Here is a 22,110-nt window from a genome sequence, read left to right as displayed (position 1 = left end):
ACAGTCCCTAAATCATGCAACAGATTATTAATTTTATAATAAGAAACAAAAGGTTTTTGTTGTTCTTGTTGCTGTTTTCGGTGTCTATTGTTTTTACTATTCAATCGCATTCCTATCACAAAAGCAAGTTTATAAATTCTGCCAATTTTTTAACCGGTGGCGTTTACAATTCTGTTAATAACATTAGTGAATATTTTAATTTAAAATCGCAAAACCAGATTTTAGCCGAAGAGAACAATCGATTAAAAGCGCTTTTGTTTAATGCTGAAAACCAACTGGACTCAAGCTATATAGACAGTGTTACGTACAACGGACTGTATAGAATCCAAACTGCAAAAATTATAAAGAACAGTTATTCTTTAACCGATAATTTTTTACTCATCAATAAAGGCACAAACGATAGTATTAGAGAAGATTTTGGCGTGATAACCAGTAAAGGTGTTTTAGGTATTATAGACAACTCAAGTAAAAATTATTCAACGGTTATTTCGGTGTTAAACACCACAAGCAATATTAGTGCAGGATTAAAAAAAACCAATCATATTGGCTCTTTAACTTGGGACGGCGAATCGCCAAACATCGTGCAGTTAATAGATGTTGAAAAAATAGCACCGGTTGCCATAGGCGATACGATTGTTACCTCGGGGCGCTCTTCAATCTTTCCAAAAAATATTGATATTGGTGTTGTAGAGGATTTTGAATTGGATGTTGCCGAAAATTATTATGAGATTAATGTGAAGCTTTTTAACGACATGACTAACCTTGAGCATGTGCATATTATAGAAAACAAGGATTTTAAGGAAATTACAAATTTGTTAAATTCCCATTAAATGAACGGTATCATTTCTTTAAATAGCATCCGCTTTATAGCACTTATTTTAATTCAGGTTTTAATATGCAGCCATATTAATTTTTTGGGCTACATCAATCCGTATATTTATATTCTTTTCATCATTTTATTTCCTGTAAAAAACAACCGGTCTTTATTTATTTTCTTAAGTTTTTTATTGGGTTTAACGGTCGATTTATTCTTAGATTCCGGTGGCATTAACGCTGCGGCATCTGTGTTTATAGCCTATGCCAGACCCGTTGCATTAAAGTTCTCTTTTGGCATGGTTTACGAACATCAGAACATGAAATTCAATACCGTAGATTTTGGCGCAAAACTAATCTACATCACCATTATGGTAATTGCGCATCACTTCATTTTGTTTTGTTTGGAAATTTTTAGCATTTCCAAAATAATTTTAATCCTTCAAAAAACGTTATTCTCAAGTATATTCACTATTATACTTTGTGTTTTAATAACTATTATTTTTAGTCGAAAATCTAAATGAGACAACTTTTACTATTCATATCGGTAATTCTTGTTGGTTTTGTGTTTATCGCAAGGCTTTTTTACTTGCAGGTATACACTTCAAATACGCATAATTTATTTGAAGACAATGCCATTAGAAAAGTTTACGATTACCCAAAACGCGGCTTTGTTTACGACAGAAACGGACAACTTTTAGTGGCGAACCAACCCTCTTACGACGTGATGGTTATTCCGCGTGAAGTGCAGCCATTGGACACGCTTGAGTTTTGTGATTTATTAAAAATTGACAAAGATCAGTTTATAAAAACGTACAACAAGGCCTATCATTATTCGCCCCGATTGCCATCGGTTTTCGTTTCGCATTTATCAAAAGAAGACTATGCCGTTTTACAAGAAAAAATGCGCAAATTTGATGGCTTCTATATTCAGAAACGGTCGCTCAGAAAGTACGAAACCTCAATTGGCGCCAATGTTTTAGGCGATATTGGCGAGGTTAACACCAGAGATATAAAAAACGACCCCTATTACAAAATGGGCGATTTAATTGGCAAACAAGGTGTTGAGGCCTCCTACGAAGACATATTGCGAGGCGTAAAAGGCATTAAGTTTATTCAAAAAGACCGATTTAACAGAAATATTGGACCGTATAAAGGTGGGGAATTCGATACTATCCCCGAACAGGGCAAAGACATCACCATTACCATCGATGCCAAACTACAGGAATACGGCGAGTTGTTGATGCAAAACAAACGTGGTGGTGTTATCGCTATCGAGCCGTCTACAGGCGAAATATTAGCTATGGTAGCCGCCCCAACTTATAATCCAAACGATTTGGTTGGCAGACAACGCTCTAAAAACTTTACCAAACTTTTTAACGATTCTATCGCCAAACCTCTATTTAATAGAAGTCTGCAAGGGGTTTACGAACCCGGGTCACCTTTTAAATTAATGAACGCCCTTATTGGCTTGCAAGAAGGCGTATTAACCCCAAACGAAACCGTTACTTGCTATGCGGGTTACAGATACGGAAATCGGTTTATGAAATGCCATTGCTACATAGGCAGGCGCAACAATATGATTAGTGGTATTCAAGAATCCTGCAACGCTTATTTCGCCACGGCTTACAGAAAAATTTTAGACAAAACGGGTAGTGCCTCAAAAGGTATTGATGTGTGGAGCGATCATGCTAAAAGCTTTGGATTGGGAAATTTTTTAGGCTACGATTTAAAAGTGGGGCAAAAAGGAAGAATTCCTGATAGAGACTATTACAAAAGGATTTACCCTAGAACCTTTTATTCAACTTATACCATTTCCAATTCAATTGGTCAAGGTGAAGTGGCCACAACGCCCATCCAGCTGGCCAATATGATTGCAGCTATTGCCAACAGAGGGCATTTTTACACGCCGCATATCATTAAATCCATTAAAGGTGAAACACTTCCCGAAAAATTCACGACTCCTAAATACACAACGATTGACAAACAGCATTTTGAGCCTGTAATTGAAGGCATGCACCAAGTATATAAAAACGGAACCGCTAAATGGTTACAAGTAAAGGATATTGATATTTGCGGAAAAACAGGAACGGTTGAAAATTTTGCTATTATCGACAGTGTGAAAACACAATTGACAGACCACTCTATTTTTGTGGCTTTTGCCCCTAAAGACAATCCAAAAATAGCAATCGCCGTTTTTGTTGAAAACGGTTATTGGGGAAGCCGCTTCGCCGGAAAAATTGCCAGTTTAATGATTGAAAAACATATTAAAGGCGAGATTACCAGAACCGATTTGGAAGATTGGTTGTTAAAACACAGTTTGGAAGATGAATACGCCAAACCTTATTCTGGAGAGCCTTTTAAAATTAATGGGCAAACTTTATTACAACTTGTTGATGATAAGGAATACTATCGTTTAAAAAAGCATTTAAACAACATTAGCAAAGCCACAAATTAATGGTTAGAGATACGAATAAATATTTTAGATTCGATTGGATTACCATTATTCTCTTCTTACTTTTAGTTGGTTTTGGTTATCTGAATATTTTGTCGGCTTCGCATACAGGAAGTACCATCGACTATTTCGATTTCTCACAACCTTACGGCAAACAACTCATTTTTATATTTCTAACCCTTGGTTTAATCGTGCTTTTATTGGCGGTTGATGCTAAGTTTTACGAACGATTTTCAAGTATTATTTACATTGTTTCGATGCTCTCCTTAATCGGACTTTTTATTTTCGGTAAAAACGTAAACGGGGCCACGTCGTGGTACGCCATTGGCGGGATGACCATTCAACCCAGTGAGTTCGCGAAAATGGCAACGGCTTTGGCCGTGGCAAAACATGTTAGCGATTTAAACACCAACATCAAAACGCTAAGAGATCAGTTAAAAGCCCTTATAATTATTGCCATTCCCGCAATTTTAGTACTCTTGCAAAACGACACGGGCAGCACCATTGTTTACGGCGCATTCTTTTTTGTTTTGTACCGCGAAGGATTGCCAAAATATTATTTAACCATTGGTGTTTCCTTGATTATAGTATCCATATTGTCTTTAAAATTCGGCGTTACAATCACCTCAATAATTGCCGTTTTAATACTTGTTGGTTTTCATTTTTTAAGAAAAAAGAAATTACGCCTATTTCAATCTTTATTTATTTTATTAGTAACCATTGTGGTGTCTTTTGGAATAAAATTCTTTTATCAGAATCTTCTAAAACCACACCAACAAGACCGTATTAGTCTGTGGCTTCGATTGGAAAAAGACCCCGTTAAATTAGAGCAAATGAAAAAAACGTTTGCCTATAACTTGAATGAATCCGAAAAAGCCATTAGCTCTGGCGGTTTAACCGGAAGAGGCTTTATGGAAGGCACACGAACCACCGGAAAATTTGTGCCCGAGCAACATACCGATTATATTTTTAGTACCGTGGGCGAAGAGTGGGGTTTTTTAGGAACCACATTTGTGGTTGTTCTTTTTGTGCTTCTTATTATACGTATTTTACATTTAGCCGAACGCCAAAAATCACAATTCAGTAGAGTGTACGGTTATGGGGTTGCATCCATTATTTTTATACATTTCCTAATAAATGTGGGCATGGTAATGGGTTTAATTCCAACCATTGGTATTCCACTGCCGATGTTTAGCTATGGTGGTTCCGGGCTTTGGGCATTCACTATTTTACTGTTTATTTTCATCAAACTGGACTCAAACAAAATCAATGAGTGGTGAGAAATTCCAAATACTAAAAAAGTTAAATTCCAAAAACCAAACAAGCCTTGGAAGTTTTCAGTCTCAGTTTTCAGTCTTCAGTAAGTTATGGTTTTAGTCAAAACTCCGTGCACCACTGTGTATCTCTTGGTAATAATTCAATCTCGGTTTTACGGCACACAACTCCGAACTTTGAACTTTGAACTTTGAACTTTGAACTTTGAACTTTGAACTTAAAACCTATTTTTTCAGTTCCAACTTTTCAGCAAAATAATCACAAAAATCTTTCATGGTTGCTGTCATTTTTTCATCTTGTGTAGCCCTATTAAACGTATCGCTCATCGTTACTAAGGTTTGATGAAAAAACACTTTCATTTCATCTACCGGCATATCTTTGGTCCATAAATCGATGCGCAGCGTTTCTTGGCTTTCGGCGTCCCAAACAGAAAGCATCATCGCTTTGGCTTCTTGGTTTGTAATACCACCGTCTTCAGCGGTCCATTGCAAACTTTCCGGAATTCTGTTTTCATCCAATTCAACTTTCAATTCTATTTTTGAGGTGTGATTTTTTGCCATTATTTACGTGGTTTAAACTTGGTGTTATTAAATATGTCTTCAGTAGATTTTATAAGCATGTCTTTTAAAGCTACATCGTTTTGCTGCATGTAAGCACGTACAATTTGCCAACCTATATATTGTCCTAATCGCCCTGGTGAATCGGCGTCAATTTCTTCTAAATAAAATTTAGTGAAAGGCGCAGGATTTATAAATCGGCTCGGTAATTTTGAGTCTGTGCTAAACAGTAATTCGCGCTCCACAAAATAGCGCCAAATATAACTCTCGTTTGCAATGGCCCAAGTTAACTGCTCGGGCGAATAGCCCATACGCTCCGCATCAGTTTTAAAAGGAATAACCTTATCTTTAAAATAGAGTAGTTTCCCCGAATAAATCATTTCGTCCAACAAAGTTCTTTTTTGCGATTGATAGATATATTTCTTTGCATATGCATCGGCCAAATCTACAACGAGCTGTTCTTTGTTAAAATGAGCTCTAATGTATTTGGGGATGGCACCGTAAAATTCGTGGTCGCTTCCCAAATAATTATCCAAAGCGATTACAGCAATGGTATCGGTAACAATTACCCGGTTTCTATAATCTACATCGTTGGTGACGGTAATGATTCTGGGTGGATTGAATTCTGGAAAATAATATTTTAAATGATTGAAAAGCGATTCAATTTCAGTTTCAACGTCGTTAAAATTGGTAAATGCTATATCAACCTCATTAAACAGTTGAATTTGTAAAGTATCGGCTTTTTTGGCAATCCAAAACGAATCTGAATATTTTTCAGAAAACATAAACGGGTAGGCTTGTTTTAGCTTTGGCAATTCTTTTGAATCTGCCTCGGCAAACAACCTGTCAAAACGTTCAATTTTAATATCTGTGTTTATTTTAGCAATATTCTTTTGTAACGTATTATCTTTTTTACAAGAAATGGTTAACAAAACAACACTAAATAACAAGATTGCATTTTTCATTTACTTAAAATTTTAAAAACAACTTTTCATTCGGTTTTCAATCAAATGGTTGGCATCCATTTAATATTTTAAATGCCCTTTTCGGCTTTTAAACATAACTTAAACGGTATAGATTTTTATTAATTGGGCGTTTCCTTTATTTTTGTCTGCAAAGGTACTATTCTTAGATTAAAAACTGTGTTAAATATGCAAACAGAAAAAGTGGTAAATCACATTGTTAATTGGCTAAAAGATTACGCGACAAATGCTGGCGTAAACGGATTTGTAATTGGTATTTCAGGAGGCATCGATTCTGCGGTAACTTCAATACTATGCGCCAAAACAGGATTAAATGTGTTGTGTGTTGAAATGCCAATACACCAAGCGGAGAGCCACGTTACCAGAGCCCAAGAACACATTGCGCAATTAAAACAACGGTTTAATAATGTTGACGATACACGTACCAATTTAACACCTGTTTTTGAGACCTTTAAGAGCGAGGTATTTTTTGATGGAGACCAAGCCACTATTGATATGGCCTTGGCAAATACCAGAGCGCGCCTGCGCATGACAACCCTTTACTATTACGCAGGACTTTATAAATTATTGGTGGCCGGAACAGGGAATAAAGTGGAGGATTTTGGGGTTGGCTTTTACACCAAATACGGCGATGGCGGCGTAGATTTAAGTCCTATTGCAGATTTATTAAAGTCTGAAGTTTATAAACTAGGTGAATTTTTAGACGTTCCGGAATCCATTATGAAAGCAGCTCCAAGTGATGGTTTATTTGGCGATGCACGGAGTGATGAAGATCAAATTGGAGCGTCATACCCTGAGCTTGAGTGGGCTATGAAAATGGACCAAGCCGGTAAAACGGCATCGGAATTTCTTGGTAGAGAGCAAGATGTTTTTAAAATTTACAAACGTTTTAACACGGCCAATAAACACAAAATGATTGCAATACCCATTTGTGAAATTCCCATAAATTTAAAATAATCATTGCATTGTTAGCAAAAAAAACTATCTTTACAGCCATATAAATCTCTCAATTATAGCTGTAACCTCTCACAGCTATAATAGTATAAAAACCCTTAATAATGATAAAATTACTAATAGCAGACAATCATCCAATTATCAGAAAGGGTCTAGAACATCTATTTTCGGCATCTTCAGACATAAAAATTGTGGGAAGTGTAAACGATGGCGATGATATTTTAGACTTTGTCAAAAACAATGACGTAGACATTATTTTAACAGAAGTAGATTTCCCAAAACTTAACGGTTTAACCGTTTTGCGTTATTTAAAGAAGGATTATCCTAACGTAAAAACCCTTATTTTTAGTGGCCAGCCCGAAGAGGTATATGGCATAAACGCCATTAAAGCGGGGGCTTCAGGATTCATTTCTAAATCAGTTAACATCATTACCATTAACGAGGCCATTTTAAAGGTTCACGAAGGTGGTATTTATTTAAGTGATGCCTTAACGCAACAATTAGCTTTTGGTGCTAAAAGCAACAAATCGGGATCTTTTTACAAAAAACTATCAACTCGCGAGTCAGAAGTTTTAAAACTTTTAACTATTGGTAGAAAAAACAAAGAGATTTCTAAAGAGCTAAACATTAACGAGAAAACGGTAAGTACTTACAAAGCACGTTTAATGAGAAAACTAAAAGTAACCAATTTAGTGGATCTTGTTAACCAAGCTAAACTTTCAGCTGAGCTATAATACGCGATTAAGCTTTCTGGACAATAACATTTTTAGACTCGAATAGTCTTTTACTTCTTCAAGTATATTTCTATTCGTGTCTATTTTGTTATGCAGTGTTTCTTGCTGAAATTCTTTTACTTTTTGGTCTATTAAAAAGCAGCGTAAACTTAAAATGGTTTCGCTTACCAGTTGCGCAATACTTGTTGTTTTTCCTTTTGGAAAAATATTCATCCTGTTCCAATCGTCCAAAGCATAGCGTTCATCATCCATTAAAATGGTGGTTATTTCGTTTGCCATATCTTGGTCTACCGAATTGATAAAGGTTTTCAATTCAAAATCCTCGGTCTGGTTGAGCCTATCAATAATGGTGTAATACAGGGTTTTAAATTGGGGGTTCGAGAATTGCATTTCATCGTCTTGCAAATCCAAAAACACTTTTTCGAACACTTTGGCCTGTTGAATTACGGGCTCTAAAATAAGTTCGTTTTTATCATTTTCCTTTAAAACCAAATCTTCAAAATCTTCGGTTTTGTTTCCGTAAAGTAATAATACCTCAATAATTTTTCGTTCTAAAACATACTGCACATCAACCTTTTTTACGGGTTGTTCATGCTTTATGACATCAAAAGCTTTTTGTTCGTTTTTTTGTTTTTTAGCCTCCTCTTGAAATTCCTTTTTGTTGATTTGAGCCAAGGTACTAAACAAAACAGCTTCGCTAATGTCCATAATTCTGGCACATTCTTGAATGTAGATTTCCTTTTTAATACGATCCGGTATTTTAGAAATGCTGTTGACAATATCCCTAACGGTTTCGGCTTTTTTTATGGGGTCGTTTTTGGATTCTTCAAATAAAACCGAAGCTTTGAACTGAATAAAGTCTTTGGAGTTTTCTTCTAAATACAGCGCGAGTTCTTCAAGTGAATTCTTTTTTGCAAAGCTATCGGGGTCTTCGCCATCGGGAAATGTGCACACTTTTACATTCATGCCCTGCTCCAGAATTAAATCGATTCCGCGAAGGGAAGCGCGCATACCCGCCGCATCGCTATCAAATAACACCGTGATGTTTTTGGTTAACCTGTTTATAAGCCTGATTTGATCGGAAGTTAAGGCAGTTCCAGAGGAAGACACCACGTTTTTTATACCCGTTTGATGAAACTGGATAACATCGGTATAGCCTTCAACTAAATAACAATTATCCTCTTTGGCAATGCTTTGTTTGGCATGGAAAATACCGTACAATACTTTACTTTTATGGTAAATATCGCTCTCTGGGGAGTTTAGGTATTTGGCCGCTTTTTTATCGTTGATCAAAATACGCCCGCCAAACCCCAATACACGGCCGCTCATACTTTTTATGGGGAATAAAACACGCCCCTTAAACCTGTCGAAACGTTTGGCATCCTTAACAATGGTGAGCCCTGTTTTTTCGAGATAATCAATGTTATATCCTTGTTTTAAGGCCTCGTCGGTAAAGGCTTGCCACTCGTCGAGTGCATACCCTAAATCGAATTTTTTAATGGTCTCTTCGGTAAATCCGCGCTCTTTAAAATAGCTTAATCCTATTGATTTTCCCTGATCGGTTTTATGTAATATGTTTTGAAAATACTTGCTCGCATATTCGCTTACCAAATACAAACTTTCCCGTTCGTTCGCGGCCTGTTTTTGCTCATCGGACTGAACGGTTTCTTCAATTTCAATATTGTATTTTTTGGCCAAATATCTAATAGCCTCTGGATAGGTAAAATGCTCGTGTTCCATTAAAAACGCCACCACATTACCGCCTTTTCCGCTGGAAAAATCCTTCCAGATTTGTTTTACTGGCGATACCATAAAACTTGGTGAACGTTCATCGGAAAACGGACTTAAACCTTTAAAGTTACTTCCCGCTTTTTTTAACTGAACAAAATCACCTATAACCTCCTCTACACGAGCGGTTTCAAATACTTGGTCTATGGACGATGGTGCAATCAATGGAGAAACTTATTTTATGTGTAAATGTAATATATTTTGAAGTAAAACAAAAAGAGCTTCAATATTGAAACTCTTTTATTTTATAAATAGACTTTCAAACATCAATCCATATCAAACCTAACACCAAGGGAGATGTTGTTCTGGTCTCCAACTTGGTCTTTAAAAATAGGTGACAAATCGTATTTTACATAAAATGCCGTACTGCCAACAGCAATATAACTACTAATTCCGTAAACTAAATTGGTGGTGTTTAAGCCGCCTTTTATTTTATCCTTTTGCCTGTTTCCGTCAACTGAATATATTAATTTTTGGCGCGTTCCTATATTAAATCCCGCATATCCGCCAAGGCCAATTTTAAACTTATTACGTGTTGAATATCTAAAATAATCATCCTTTTCGATTTTTTTGGATGGGCCAAATTCAAAATGCACAGGAAACACTAAATTGGTTATGGATAACTTCGATTTTTTAAGGTTTTCAGGAAATACCTCCAACATGGTTTGGTTGCCTTGGCTAACAAAATATCGATTGTCGGTTGGCTTCAATCCGTTTATTTGAAACGAATAGCCATATTTGAAACGTAAAACATTCGAGTTTTTAAACACCCGGGTTTTCCACGCCCAACCTATTTCGAAAAACCGAGAGCCTCCAAATTTATACGGCGAATTATCCAGGTTATCACCTTCAACAATGGCGTTGTTTAAACCAAAGGCCAGCACCAAATCGCTAGTGGTTCGCCTGTCGTATTTTCGATGTCTGTGCTTGTCGCTTCTCTTTGTACCAATAAATATAAATTCGTCATCGGTTTCATCTCCCTTTCCAATTCTAAAAACAAATTGATCATCGCCTTCCTCTTCTTCATTGTTGTAAACAGCATCATTTCGTTCTAAAAGTGAAATTTTATTATTGATAATCGCTATGCGGTTTTCAATATTCAAAGCATGTTTTTTAGCCGCTTCCTTTTTTAACTTTTCGGCTTCCCCAAAGGTAATCTCGTTTCCGTCCAATTGCTTGTTTATGGCTTCAACCTCGGCTTTTAAATACTCGCGTTCTTGGGTTTTAACCTTATCCTTTAAGGCTCTTAAAGTCTTTATTTGTTCATGATTACTGGTATTGGAAATGCTGTCTTGCGCAGTGATTAAGTGCACATTTAAACACAGCGCCGCCAGTGCTAAATACTTTGTAATGGTTTGCATAACTGTTCGTTTTTTGCCCAAAATGGGTATTGATTTATCGATTGAATTTTGATGATTTCTTTAGTCATTACGTTGTGCCACGGCCGTTTTTACCGTAATAAAATTTTCTTTTAAAGCTTTAAAAACCCGATCTCTAAAAGATTGGTCGAGCTCGTCTTCAACATCTTGAAGCAGTGCCAAGGCATCAACTTTTATTGTGCTTTCGTTATATAATCGTTTTAGTTTGATTTCGTTTTGAGCTTCAATTAACAAGGCTTCTATTTCGTTTTCCGTAACCTGGTTTTTACCGTCTTTTAAGGTTTTTACCTGGGCTATGACTTCCTTAATTTTCTGTTCTTCGAGCGTTAACTTTTCAGAAATTATTTTGACTGGCTCAACATGGGTTTCTTTTGTGGTTTGAACATCTTTTTCTTCAACAATACGCGTTGTTTCTTTAATTAAATTAGGTTTGATTACAGTTGGTTTTTTTTGAATTTGATTGGACTGATTAGCTTCTTTTGATTTGATATCTTCTGAAATTTCTTCAATAGGTTCAACCTTTTCATTAGCTATTTTATCGGCGGTTATTGAGCCTGTCGAAATATCATCTTGTTTAACAAGTTCTGGTGTTACCACAATTTGCGGTGCAACATGCTTACCGGAATCATTCTGGAAAACTTGGGTAACTACCAATAAAACACCTATAATACTTGCCGCAATGCCCAACCACCAAAACGCTTTGTTATTCCGTTTTTCTTCTTGATTTTCTAAGCGGTGAGATAATTTATTCCACGCATCGGCAGATGGTTTTATGGTTCTTTTTTCAAGCTTATCCTTTATCTTATTTTCAAATTTATTTGCTGCCATAGCTTGTTGTTTTATTTAATTTTTTAATGCTTTCCTGAAGCTGTTTGCGTGCTTTAAACAGCTGCGATTTTGATGCACCCTCGCTAATGTTTAGCATATTGGCAATTTCGTAATGCTTGTAACCTTCAATGGCATACATAACAAACACCACTTTATAGCCGTTGGGAAGGGCGTCTATAAGTTGCTGTATTTGGGCAACTTCAATGTCGGTTTTAATGTTGTTGGTATAATCGTTTTCATGTTCAATAGCTTCAACCGGAAACTCCATGTTTTTTTTCTGTCGTAAAAACGAAATCGATTCCCGAATCATAATCCGCCGTATCCAACCCTCAAAACTGCCTTCATTTTTAAACTTTTTTAAATTTGAAAACACTTTGAAAAACCCGTTAAGCATCGCTTCTTCGGCATGTTGTATATCTTTTATGTAATACCTGCAAACACTTAACATTTTTGGGGCATGCCACTCGAACAACACCTGTTGCGCTTCGCGATTGTTTTTAATCGCTCTTTTAATAAGCTCGGATTCGTTTTTATGGAGTTGAATGACTTTCAAAAAAGATGGATTTTATGTGGTCTTCTATTTATAAAGACGCAAATGTTGTGCTAAAGGTTGCCTGAAGCTAAAATTTATTTTAAAAGTAATTGAAAAGATTTGGTTTTTTATAGAAAATTGGGCTTATGTGAATTCGATTTTATTGAAAAAAAAAAAAAGAGCCTCTGCAAAAAGCAAAAGCCCATTTAATTTAAAAACATAAGCCGGCACATAAGCGCGTTAGGGATTGCAGTGGAAATCCTTTTTAAAATTGGTTTGCACAAACTTTGCTTTAATGCCCGTGTTAACAGGCAAACACATTGCTTGCTCCCTGAACAAACATTTTAAAAAGATTGTAGCGGAAAGCCCGACCCCTCTTGCCCTGAGCGGAATCGAAGGGCGGGGTAACGCCCAACTTCTAGAAAACCCCGAAGTTACGGGATTGCTAAAAACGGACTACCTTGTAAACAGCAGCTCCCGGTACTTGGTTAGTGGCCAAATCTCGTCGTCTACCAGTAATTCCAACTTATCGCAATGGTAACGGATGTCTTCGAACAGGGGTTTTACGTTAAAGCAATAGGCCTGCGCTTTCTTTTCGACCTCTTGAATGGCATTGGCTTTTTTTCTTTCGTTAATCATTTTCGTAACATTGGCATTGATGCTTTCTATATGATTTGAAATTTGCTCGATTAAATTGAGTTGCTCTTTGGAAACTTCCTTGAATTTTTCATCGAAAATTTCCTTGAGGCCTTTTACGTTTTCAATTAAGGTATTTTGATATCTCACCGCCGTTGGAACAATGTGGTTACGTGCTATATCGCCCAAAACCCGACCTTCAATTTGAATGTGCATAATATAGGCTTCAACCTCTATTTCGTAACGCGCTTTGGTTTCAATATTACTCATTACCTGCATTTCCTCAAACAGGGCCATACTATCTTTTGATATTTTAGCCTTTAGAGCATCGGGCGTGGTTTTATTATTGCTCAACCCTCTTTTTTCGGCTTCCTTTTCCCAAGCTTCGCTATAGCCATTGCCTTCGAACAAAATACGTTTTGAGGCTTTTATATATTCGCGCAACACATTAAAAATCGCTTCGTCTTTCTTTAAACCTTTTTCGTCGATTAGCTTATCGACTTCCACTTTAAAGTCTTTTAATTGCTTTGCAACTATGGTGTTTAAAACCGTCATGGGGTCGCCGCAATTAGCTGTTGAACCCACGGCTCTAAACTCGAATTTATTGCCCGTAAATGCAAATGGCGATGTGCGGTTTCTATCGGTATTGTCCAACAAAACATCCGGTATTTTACCAACTACATTTAATTTTAATTCGGTTTTTTCCTGTGGTGATAATTTGCCTTTGGTAACACCTTCCAATTCTTCTAAAACCTTGGTTAATTGCTCGCCAATAAACACGGAAATAATGGCTGGAGGTGCTTCATTGGCTCCCAATCTGTGGTCGTTGCTTGCCGATGCAATGGTGGCCCGCAATAGTGCTTCGTGCTTGTTAACCGCTTTTATGGTATTTATAAAAAAGGTTAAAAATTGTAAATTACTCATGGGCGTTTTTCCCGGAGCCAATAAATTAACCCCTGTATCTGTGGACAGCGACCAGTTGTTGTGCTTACCCGAGCCATTGATGCCCGCAAATGGTTTTTCGTGTAATAGCACCTTAAAATTATGGCGCGAAGCCACACGACCCATAATATCCATGAGCAACGAATTATGGTCGACTGCTAAATTGGCTTCCTCAAAAATTGGCGCCAATTCAAATTGGTTTGGGGCTACCTCGTTATGTCTTGTTTTTACCGGAATACCTAAAAGCATACATTCGGTTTCCAGCTCGCGCATATAGTTTAAAGCCCTGCTAGGAATAGAACCAAAATAATGGTCGTCCAGTTGCTGCCCTTTTGCTGCAGAATGCCCCAATAATGTTCTGCCGGTTAATGCAATATCCGGACGGGTGGCCGCCAAGGTTTTATCGATTAAAAAATATTCTTGCTCCCAGCCTAAAGACGAGGTTACTTTTTTTACGTTTTTATCAAAATATTTACATACTGCGGTAGCTGCACCATCAACCGCTTGTAGCGCCCTTAATAGTGGGGTTTTATAATCTAAGGCCTCTCCCGTGTACGCCACAAAAATGGTAGGGATACAAAGGGTTGTACCATAAATAAATGCCGGTGATGTAGGATCCCAAGCCGTATAGCCACGAGCTTCGAAGGTATTTCGAATACCGCCACTTGGAAAACTTGAGGCATCCGGTTCTTGTTGCACCAATTGGCTACCTCCAAATTTTTCGATGGCCATTCCATCTCCAATGGTCTCAAAAAAAGCATCGTGCTTTTCGGCAGTTGTACCGGTTAATGGCTGAAACCAATGGGTATAATGTGTAACGCCTTTTGATAACGCCCAATCCTTCATTGAAGAGGACACTTGGTCTGCTATAGCTCTATCAATTTTTTTACCATATTGAATGGCGTTCATCACTCCGGCAAAAGCATCTTTTGTCAAGTATTGGCGCATGGAATTTTCGTTAAACACATTCTTACCGAAAATATCCGAGCGACGTTCTTTCTCTTCAACGGGTACAGGTTTGGCTGAAAGCGATTTTTTTATAGCGTGAAATCTTAAAGTTGACATTTCGTATAATTTTTAGATGTTACAACAAATTTATAGGTGCAAAAATAAACAGCAAAAACAATAAAAGTATAAAACACAAAAGTTTGTTATTAACAATTTTTAGATTTTAGCATAAAATTATGTTCATATTATAAAATAAACCCATAAAAAATAGGGGGTAAATAAAAATAAAGCCACTGTTAATTAAAATACCCCTATAAAACATACCGTGTTTCATAAAATTTTATATTTGTGTCATTATTTTAAATATTGTATTTATAAACTATTCATTATGGCAAAATCAAAATTAGAGTATATATGGCTAGATGGTCATGAACCAACACAAAACATGAGAAGCAAAACTAAAGTTGAAGAAGACTTTGGCGGTAAATTAGAAGATTGTTCAATTTGGTCTTTTGACGGCAGCTCGACCGAGCAAGCCTCTGGAGGCGCATCAGACTGCTTATTAAAACCCGTAGCTATTTATCCAGACCCGACAAGAAAAAACGGTTACTTAGTGATGGCTGAAGTTTTAAGTGCCGACGGAACACCACACCCTTCAAATGCAAGAGCTCAGATTGATGATGACAATGGTGATTTCTGGTTTGGTTTTGAGCAAGAGTATTTTTTAATGGATACCAAAACCGATTTACCTTTAGGGTTCCCACGTGGTGGTTTCCCTGGCCCACAAGGTAAATATTACTGTTCTGTTGGCGGACGCTACACTTGGGGAAGGGATTTTGTTGAAGAGCATGCCGATTTATGTATTGAAGCCGGATTAAACTTTGAGGGAATCAACCAAGAAGTTGCTCCGGGACAATGGGAATTCCAATTATTTGCAAAAGGCGCCAAAAAAGCCGGAGACGAAATTTGGATTGCCCGTTACCTTTTAGACAGATTAACCGAAAAATATGGCTACTATATCGAATACCACCCAAAACCGGTAAAAGGAGATTGGAATGGTTCTGGTATGCACGCCAACTTTTCTAACACCACTTTAAGAACTTGTGGTTCTAAAGAAATTTACGAAAAAATATGTGAAGCCTTCAGGCCCGTTACAGATGAGCACATTGAAGTGTACGGCGAGTTTAACGATGAGCGTTTAACCGGATTGCACGAAACGGCACACGTTTCCGATTTCTCTTATGGAGTTTCAGATAGAGGCGCTTCCATCCGTATTCCTATCATCACGGTTGAAAAAGGCTGGAAAGGCTGGCTGGAAGACAGACGCCCTGCATCAAACGGAGACCCTTATAAAATTGCGGGAAGAATTATTAAAACCGTTAAATCCGCAAAAATTTAATTCCTATAGATTAACATTTTTGTTCATAAAAAACGCCAACATTAATTTGTTGGCGTTTTTTATATAATGCACGTCATTTCGAGTGATTCTGATGTGTTTAAAAGAATTGTATCGAGAAGTTGGGCGTTACCCCGCCCTTCGACTCCGCTCAGGGCAAAAGGTCGGGCTTTCGGCTATATATTTTTTTTTCGTCATAGCGCGGAGCGAGCTAGCCTGTGCTGAGCATAGTCGAAGTATGGCTATCTGTTAAATTTTAGTTCTAAACAAAGTTGTGTTTACCTTTTCAAAAAAAGGATGAGTTTATCCTGAGCTTGTCGAAGAGCCTCAATCCCTAATTCGCTTGTTTGCAGGGTTATGTTTTTAAATTGAAAGTTGCTATTTTTTTGGTAGAGGTTCGTTTTAGGTGTTTCTTTAGTTTGTAATAAATAACTTTAAATAGAAAAAGAACACGAACCAGAGGAAATTCCGAAGAAATTCCAAGTAGGCGATAATCAAACAATTGATTATACCCGTTGTTATCAAACGGTTTATTCAGTCAATTCGTAATATTTAAATCGACTTTCTTTTTTGTTTTCTCTTTTAAACCCTTTTGCATCTTTATGTTTAGGGATTTCAAAAACTTTATTTTCAATTTCTTTATTTCTTATTTCAACTAATCTGTATTCTTCGTACAAGTCAGCATTTTTAACGTCTAACTTGTAATAATAAAGTATTGAATTATTCAATTCAGTCGCTATTTCTTTTGGATGGATTTGTTCTCCGATATTTCTCAATATATTCCTGTTGTCAGTGAATTTGAAGCTGTCAGATTCTGAATAAATATAAGTTTCGTTTCCGTATTGTCTTTCCACGAAAAGTTTTTTTAATTGATGTTCTTTGTTTTTAAAGTTCAGAATTGTGTCAGACTTTGATAAAGAAACTATGTTTCCAAAATGAGAGTTTTCTCGATTATATAATTTTCCAAAATTCAAATTATCCTCATCCATTGAGAGACTTTTTGATTTACTTAAGTAATCCTTGTAAATAACATATACTTTTTTCAAAGAATCTATAAAAAGTATTTTTTCACAATCTTTTTTGTTAGTCAACTTTATGTAATTCTTGTCCTTATAAGTTACTTTGAGAGTATCATAATATTTTCTTGATTCGGAATAGTTTTTAGAATTCATTTTCATATTGTGATGATAAATCAATTCTCCTTCAAATACTTTTTCAGTTGAAGATTTAGAAATTAATAATGAGCAAAAAATAAATAGTAATATTCTCATTTTTCAAATGTATGTTGTTTCTCAAATGTGGGTTAACAACATAAGTATAAAATCATTCAATGCTTCAACTAAGCTCAGCACAAGTGCTTTATATCTAATGCTAAACGAAGTTAGTCAATTTTTCCGACAAAGCATTGTTCTACACAACATTGCCAAAGTGATCGTATTACAACCTAAAACTTGTCCTTGGTAAACACCAAAAACATAAATATTCCGTAGGCAACTACCAAAACAAATCCTTTTATTCGGCTTATTTGCATGCGTTTTTTTATAAAAATCATGGGCAATAAAACAGCTGAAAAAGCAAGCATCCAAAAAATATCGCTAGTTAGTATTTGCGGCTCGGTCACAGGAATTGGCTTTATCATGGCCGTCAACCCCAAAACAGAGCCTATATTAAATATATTCGAGCCTATTAAATTACCCAACGAAATGGCTTTTTCCTGCTTTGCCGCTGCAATAACCGATGCGGCCAATTCCGGAACACTGGTACCTACCGCTATTAACGACACGCCTATTACTGCTTCGCTCACTCCAACCGCCGTGGCGATGTCTTTTGCGCCAACAACCAACCATTCGCTACCAAAATATAACGCTGTGGCGCCTATTAGCAACCACAAACCGATTTTAAAATTGGAAACTACGGCTAGACTTTCGTCGACTTCTTCCACATTAATATCTTTTTTTGTGCTTCGTATTAATACAAATAGAAACAAAAACAGCCCCACAAACAAAATAGCGCCTTCAAATGCGGTTAATACACTATCGTTTTTAAGAAAATAATACAAGGCCACCGAAAACAGCATCATCGCAGGCCAGTTGAGTTTATAAAATGATTTATCGACCGAAATAGCACCAACCATGGCCGTTATGCCCAATACCAAACCAATGTTTGCAATATTGGAACCCACCACATTGTTAATGGCTATGGCTGGCGAACCTGAAAGTGCCGCCTGTAAACTCACCAATAATTCCGGTGCCGAGGTTGCAAATGAAACTACCGTCATACCAATTACCATTTTAGATATGCTAAACTTAAATGACAAAGCCACGGATGAGCGCACTAAAAACTCACCTCCTATTACCAATAAAATAAATCCAAGGACAACCCAAAGAATACTCATATTATATATTTTTTTGCGAAGATAAATGAAAGTTAAAAGTTAGAAGTTAAAAAGTTGAAAGTTTTTGTGAGACCAAATAATACAGCGGTATTTGCTTATGCCACAGCCTTGAAAACTTAAATTTTAGTTAAATAACTACAATTTTAGTTGTATAACTACAAAAATAGTTATACGTTTGTATTGCGTTAGGGATTGAACGGCATGTTTGAGCTCGCCGACGCAGGAAGAAGCGAGTAGTGAAAGCCCGACCACTTGCCCTGAGCGCAGTCGAAGGGTTGTGGTAACGCCCAAATATTTATAATTAAAAAAGATTTTCACCTTCGTGGAAATGAAAAAACCTTTAATAATGCAAAAGCTAACAAACAAAGAAGAAGAAATTATGCATATTTTATGGAGGCTTGAAAAGGCTTTTGTAAAAGATGTGCTTGCTGAAATTACAGACGACAAGCCGCATTACAACACGTTATCGACCATTATAAGAAATTTGGAAGACAAGGGTTTTGTGGCTTATAATGCCTACGGAAAAACCCACCAATACTACCCTATTGTTACTAAAGAGGATTACAAAAAACGGTTTATGACGGCGGCCATTGATAATTATTTTAACAACTCGTATAAAAATATGGTATCGTTTTTTGCCAAAGAAGAAAAGATAAGCGTGGACGAGCTTAAGGAGATTATCGCATTAATTGAAAAACAAAAATAACCATGGAATATTTACTTAAAGCCAGTGCGGTTATTGCCATTTTTTACCTGTGCTACAAACTGTTTTTACAGCGCGACACTTTTTTTCAGTCCAATCGTTGGTTTTTGCTTATCGGGCTAATTACCGCTTTTGCACTGCCTTATGTGGTGATTCCCATTTATATTGAGTACACGCCAATGCCCATCCAGAATTTTGAAGTTACCGATGCTTCAGCTTTAGCTGAAACGACCGAAGCCCCTTTTAATATTTGGCATTATGCACTTGTTGTTTATGCAATTGGTGTTGCTCTATTTTCCCTGCGATTTTTGGTGCAATTGGGTTCGTTGGCCTTACTTATTTTAAACAATAAAAAGCAGCGACAAAACGGATTTACATTTATTGAAACCCAAAACGAAACACAACCTTTTTCGTTTTTTAGATGGATTGTTTTTAACCCAAATCAGTTTGACAATACGGAGTTACAACATATTATCGCCCATGAAAAAGTGCACGTAAAACAATACCATTCTATCGACATTTTAATATCGCAACTCGCCGCTATTGTGTTTTGGTTTAACCCAATTACTTGGTTTTATAAAAAAGATTTACAGCAAAACCTGGAGTTTATTGCCGATTACAAAGCGCAAAAGCAATCGAGCTGCAAAAAAAGCTATCAGCATTTGTTGCTAAAAACAAGTGTGCCTCTTCAGCACATCGCCATCACCAATAATTTTTACAGTTCATTAATCAAAAAACGAATCGTTATGTTACACAAATCAAAATCGAAAAAAATCAATCTTTTAAAACACACTTTGGTTCTGCCTTTTCTCGCCCTGTTTTTAATGGGGTTTAATACGGAGGAGGTTTATGTTGAAAAGGTTTTGGATAATGATAGCTCAACTAAAATTACAAACAAAGTAGAACAGCAGGAAATCACAAAAGAGAATGATAAAATAAAAATAATTTTTAGAAAAAATCTGTCTGATAAAGATTTAAACAAGATTGAGAAAAAGCTACAGAGTATGGGTGTTGTTTTTACATATTCAGAATTAAAACGAAATGCAAAAGGAGAAATTACAAAAATTATAACGAAATTTGAAACTGAAGGTGGTAGTTGTATTTATAATAGCGATCAGTCACCAATCGAACCTTTTTATTATTTTAAACACGAAGAAACTTGTGGAGTTGGAGGTATTGAACACATAAAAACAGTTAATGATGAATTTGATTTTAATAACTCCAAAACCTTGGATTTTGGCAGTAGCAAAAACTCACATAATTCTAAAACGAAACTCAAGCGAACTACTGCAAAACAAAACCCTAACACTCAAAAAATCAAACCTTTTAACGTAACCATTACAAAAGATTTTACCGACAACGATTTTAAAAACACTATTAAAAAGGGAAAAACAAAGGGTGTTACTTTAAAATTCAGTAAAATAAAACGGAACTCTAAAAATGAAATCATCGGGGTTTTTGCTGAATTTAAAACCGAAAACGGATCTGGTAATTATAGCTTAAATGGCGACAAACCCATTAAATCTTTTACATACAAGCAAAATAGCGAAGGGTTTGGTTTTGGAACTGAAATAAAAACCAAATATATTATCTCTAAATCAGGTAAAATAATAGACACTTTGCATTCCAATAACAAAAAAAGTTATGCATTCATAACTTCTGATTCTGTACATGTTTTTAAAGACAAAAAAGCGATTATAGCTGATAGCATTCATTTTAATAAAAATGATGGCAAAAAAGGACAATATGCTATTGTTGAAAGCCATAGTAATGTTGAAGATATTTCTGATGATGACGATAAAAATGTCGAGGTTATTATTGAAAACGATGGGAGGAATGAAAATGAAGATGTTATTATTTTAAAAAGTGGAGAATCTAAAGGCAAATCATATAAAATTAAAACTTTTGGCAAAAGTAATGGCAATGGTAAAATCCAAATTTCCACTGACAGTGATAAAGAACCATTGTATATTTTGGACGGTAAGAAAATTAGAAAAAACAAATTTGACGCCATTGATCCAAACGATATTGAAAGCATAACGGTACTTAAAGGCGAATCGGCCATTGAAAAATACGGTAAAAAAGCTAAAGATGGTGTGGTAGAAATTACGTCCAAAAAGAAAAACTAAATCTACCTAAACAGATCAACTAAAAGGCACTCTAAAAAGAGTGTCTTTTTTTGTGCCAAAAAATCAAATAAAAGATGAAATGGCCAAATAATATCCTTTTTTTAACCAAAAGCGCCTTGGTTTTTATAAATCACTCAAAAACACCCCTACAATTATTACAAATTACAACAATTAACATCGTTTGAAATTACACTTTAAAACTACTTTAAAGAGCGTCACATAAATACTGAAACATAAATCGTCTTTTTACTTACAAACCTATATTTAATTTCACAGATTTACCCAAAAACATTTGGTGGATATATTCCAAAAAATATATCTTAAAAAAACATTGATAAAATAACACCATTTACTAACCTTTAAAACCCTATAATTATGATAACTCTTGCTAAAATTATGATTGATATTATCTTGGTTATAATTTCAATTATATAACACAAAAAAAAGGTAAAACTTAGTCTAGAATAAGTTTTACTATTTTTACCTTTTAATAAGGGTTTTACAAATGAAAAAGCAAGTATTCAAATTATTGGCAAAGGTTAACAAAATAGTCTTACCAAGCTACTCGAAACGACAACTGGATTTAGCAAAAGCCACGAAACTACAAATGGCCATAATAGGCTGGCGCGTTTACGTTACAAAACAAGCTTTGGATTGATTTGT

The 22,110-nt window shown here is 35.9% G+C and carries 19 protein-coding genes; 10 read left to right on the top strand and 9 right to left on the bottom strand.

The features are described 5' to 3' along the window. Nucleotides 1–14: 14 nt before the first annotated feature. The 4 genes from mreC to rodA are packed head-to-tail and all read left to right on the top strand — an operon-like array spanning nt 15 to nt 4,548. Nucleotides 15–830: a rod shape-determining protein MreC gene (gene mreC, locus ACN5J7_RS04235; RefSeq protein WP_418602930.1), complete on the top strand. Its 816-nt coding sequence runs from the start codon at nt 15–17 to the stop codon at nt 828–830. Then, nucleotides 831–1,337: a rod shape-determining protein MreD gene (locus tag ACN5J7_RS04230; RefSeq protein ID WP_311940944.1), complete on the top strand. Its 507-nt coding sequence runs from the start codon at nt 831–833 to the stop codon at nt 1,335–1,337. After that, the gene (gene mrdA / locus ACN5J7_RS04225) at nt 1,334–3,271 is read left to right on the top strand and encodes a penicillin-binding protein 2 (protein WP_311940941.1); all 1,938 of its coding nucleotides are present in this window, start codon (nt 1,334–1,336) and stop codon (nt 3,269–3,271) included. Before ACN5J7_RS04230 ends, mrdA begins: the two co-directional genes overlap by 4 nt. Beyond that, complete coding sequence (gene rodA, locus ACN5J7_RS04220; protein WP_311940939.1) at nt 3,271–4,548, top strand: rod shape-determining protein RodA; 1,278 nt, start codon at nt 3,271–3,273, stop codon at nt 4,546–4,548. The genes mrdA and rodA overlap by 1 nt, the downstream gene beginning before the upstream one ends. Nucleotides 4,549–4,767: 219 nt before the next feature. On the opposite strand, the gene gldC is transcribed toward rodA, so the two are convergent. After that, nucleotides 4,768–5,103 carry a gliding motility protein GldC gene (gldC, locus tag ACN5J7_RS04215; RefSeq protein ID WP_311940935.1) on the bottom strand — a complete coding sequence of 112 codons (336 nt, stop codon included), beginning with the start codon at nt 5,101–5,103 and terminating at the stop codon, nt 4,768–4,770. Then, a complete protein-coding gene (gldB, locus tag ACN5J7_RS04210) occupies nt 5,103–6,065 on the bottom strand; it encodes a gliding motility lipoprotein GldB (RefSeq protein WP_418602929.1) in 963 nt (320 codons plus the stop codon). Before gldB ends, gldC begins: the two co-directional genes overlap by 1 nt. A gap of 186 nt (nt 6,066–6,251) precedes the next feature. Between gldB and nadE the strand changes: the two genes are divergently transcribed. Both nadE and ACN5J7_RS04200 read left to right on the top strand, forming a co-directional pair. Further along, a complete protein-coding gene (gene nadE, locus ACN5J7_RS04205; protein WP_418602928.1) occupies nt 6,252–7,040 on the top strand; it encodes an NAD(+) synthase in 789 nt (262 codons plus the stop codon). A gap of 101 nt (nt 7,041–7,141) precedes the next feature. Then, nucleotides 7,142–7,771: a response regulator transcription factor gene (locus tag ACN5J7_RS04200; RefSeq protein WP_311940925.1), complete on the top strand. Its 630-nt coding sequence runs from the start codon at nt 7,142–7,144 to the stop codon at nt 7,769–7,771. Here ACN5J7_RS04200 and dnaG read toward each other — a convergent pair. From dnaG to ACN5J7_RS04175, 5 genes are all read right to left on the bottom strand, one after another. After that, nucleotides 7,766–9,724 carry a DNA primase gene (dnaG, locus tag ACN5J7_RS04195; RefSeq protein WP_418602926.1) on the bottom strand — a complete coding sequence of 653 codons (1,959 nt, stop codon included), beginning with the start codon at nt 9,722–9,724 and terminating at the stop codon, nt 7,766–7,768. The genes ACN5J7_RS04200 and dnaG overlap by 6 nt on opposite strands. Before the next feature lie 101 nt (nt 9,725–9,825). Next, nucleotides 9,826–10,920, bottom strand: a complete 1,095-nt coding sequence (locus ACN5J7_RS04190; RefSeq protein ID WP_418602924.1) for a hypothetical protein — start codon at nt 10,918–10,920, stop codon at nt 9,826–9,828. Nucleotides 10,921–10,980: 60 nt separating this feature from the next. After that, nucleotides 10,981–11,766 carry a hypothetical protein gene (locus tag ACN5J7_RS04185; protein WP_418602922.1) on the bottom strand — a complete coding sequence of 262 codons (786 nt, stop codon included), beginning with the start codon at nt 11,764–11,766 and terminating at the stop codon, nt 10,981–10,983. Beyond that, nucleotides 11,753–12,319 (bottom strand): RNA polymerase sigma factor, encoded by a 567-nt coding sequence (locus tag ACN5J7_RS04180; protein ID WP_418602921.1) that lies wholly within the window; start codon nt 12,317–12,319, stop codon nt 11,753–11,755. The genes ACN5J7_RS04185 and ACN5J7_RS04180 overlap by 14 nt, the downstream gene beginning before the upstream one ends. Nucleotides 12,320–12,754: 435 nt before the next feature. Continuing rightward, entirely contained in the window at nt 12,755–14,941 is a 2,187-nt protein-coding gene (locus tag ACN5J7_RS04175; protein ID WP_418602920.1) for a glutamine synthetase III, read from the bottom strand. A gap of 271 nt (nt 14,942–15,212) precedes the next feature. Here ACN5J7_RS04175 and ACN5J7_RS04170 point away from each other — a divergent pair, with 271 nt between their 5' ends. After that, nucleotides 15,213–16,223 carry a glutamine synthetase beta-grasp domain-containing protein gene (locus ACN5J7_RS04170; RefSeq protein ID WP_418602918.1) on the top strand — a complete coding sequence of 337 codons (1,011 nt, stop codon included), beginning with the start codon at nt 15,213–15,215 and terminating at the stop codon, nt 16,221–16,223. Nucleotides 16,224–16,750: 527 nt separating this feature from the next. On the opposite strand, the gene ACN5J7_RS04165 is transcribed toward ACN5J7_RS04170, so the two are convergent. Continuing rightward, a complete protein-coding gene (locus ACN5J7_RS04165; RefSeq protein ID WP_418602916.1) occupies nt 16,751–17,491 on the bottom strand; it encodes a hypothetical protein in 741 nt (246 codons plus the stop codon). Nucleotides 17,492–17,664: 173 nt separating this feature from the next. Then, nucleotides 17,665–18,615: a calcium/sodium antiporter gene (locus ACN5J7_RS04160; RefSeq protein WP_418602914.1), complete on the bottom strand. Its 951-nt coding sequence runs from the start codon at nt 18,613–18,615 to the stop codon at nt 17,665–17,667. A 346-nt stretch (nt 18,616–18,961) separates the two neighbouring features. Between ACN5J7_RS04160 and ACN5J7_RS04155 the strand changes: the two genes are divergently transcribed. The 3 genes from ACN5J7_RS04155 to ACN5J7_RS04145 all read left to right on the top strand — a co-directional run bounded on the left by ACN5J7_RS04155 (nt 18,962) and on the right by ACN5J7_RS04145 (nt 22,105). Further along, on the top strand, nt 18,962–19,321 hold the full coding sequence (locus ACN5J7_RS04155; RefSeq protein ID WP_311940898.1) for a BlaI/MecI/CopY family transcriptional regulator: 360 nt from the start codon (nt 18,962–18,964) through the stop codon (nt 19,319–19,321). Between the two features lie 2 nt (nt 19,322–19,323). Next, complete coding sequence (locus ACN5J7_RS04150) at nt 19,324–21,447, top strand: M56 family metallopeptidase (RefSeq protein ID WP_418602913.1); 2,124 nt, start codon at nt 19,324–19,326, stop codon at nt 21,445–21,447. A 505-nt stretch (nt 21,448–21,952) separates the two neighbouring features. Then, nucleotides 21,953–22,105 carry an SsrA-binding protein gene (locus ACN5J7_RS04145; protein ID WP_418602912.1) on the top strand — a complete coding sequence of 51 codons (153 nt, stop codon included), beginning with the start codon at nt 21,953–21,955 and terminating at the stop codon, nt 22,103–22,105. Nucleotides 22,106–22,110: the final 5 nt, after the last annotated feature.

The sequence above is a fragment of the Hwangdonia sp. genome, from assembly GCF_048381975.1.
In the GTDB taxonomy this organism is placed as follows: Bacteria; Bacteroidota; Bacteroidia; order Flavobacteriales; family Flavobacteriaceae; genus Hwangdonia; species Hwangdonia seohaensis.
Note: the sequence above shows the minus strand (reverse complement) of the source record. Positions and strands in the feature narration are given on the sequence as shown.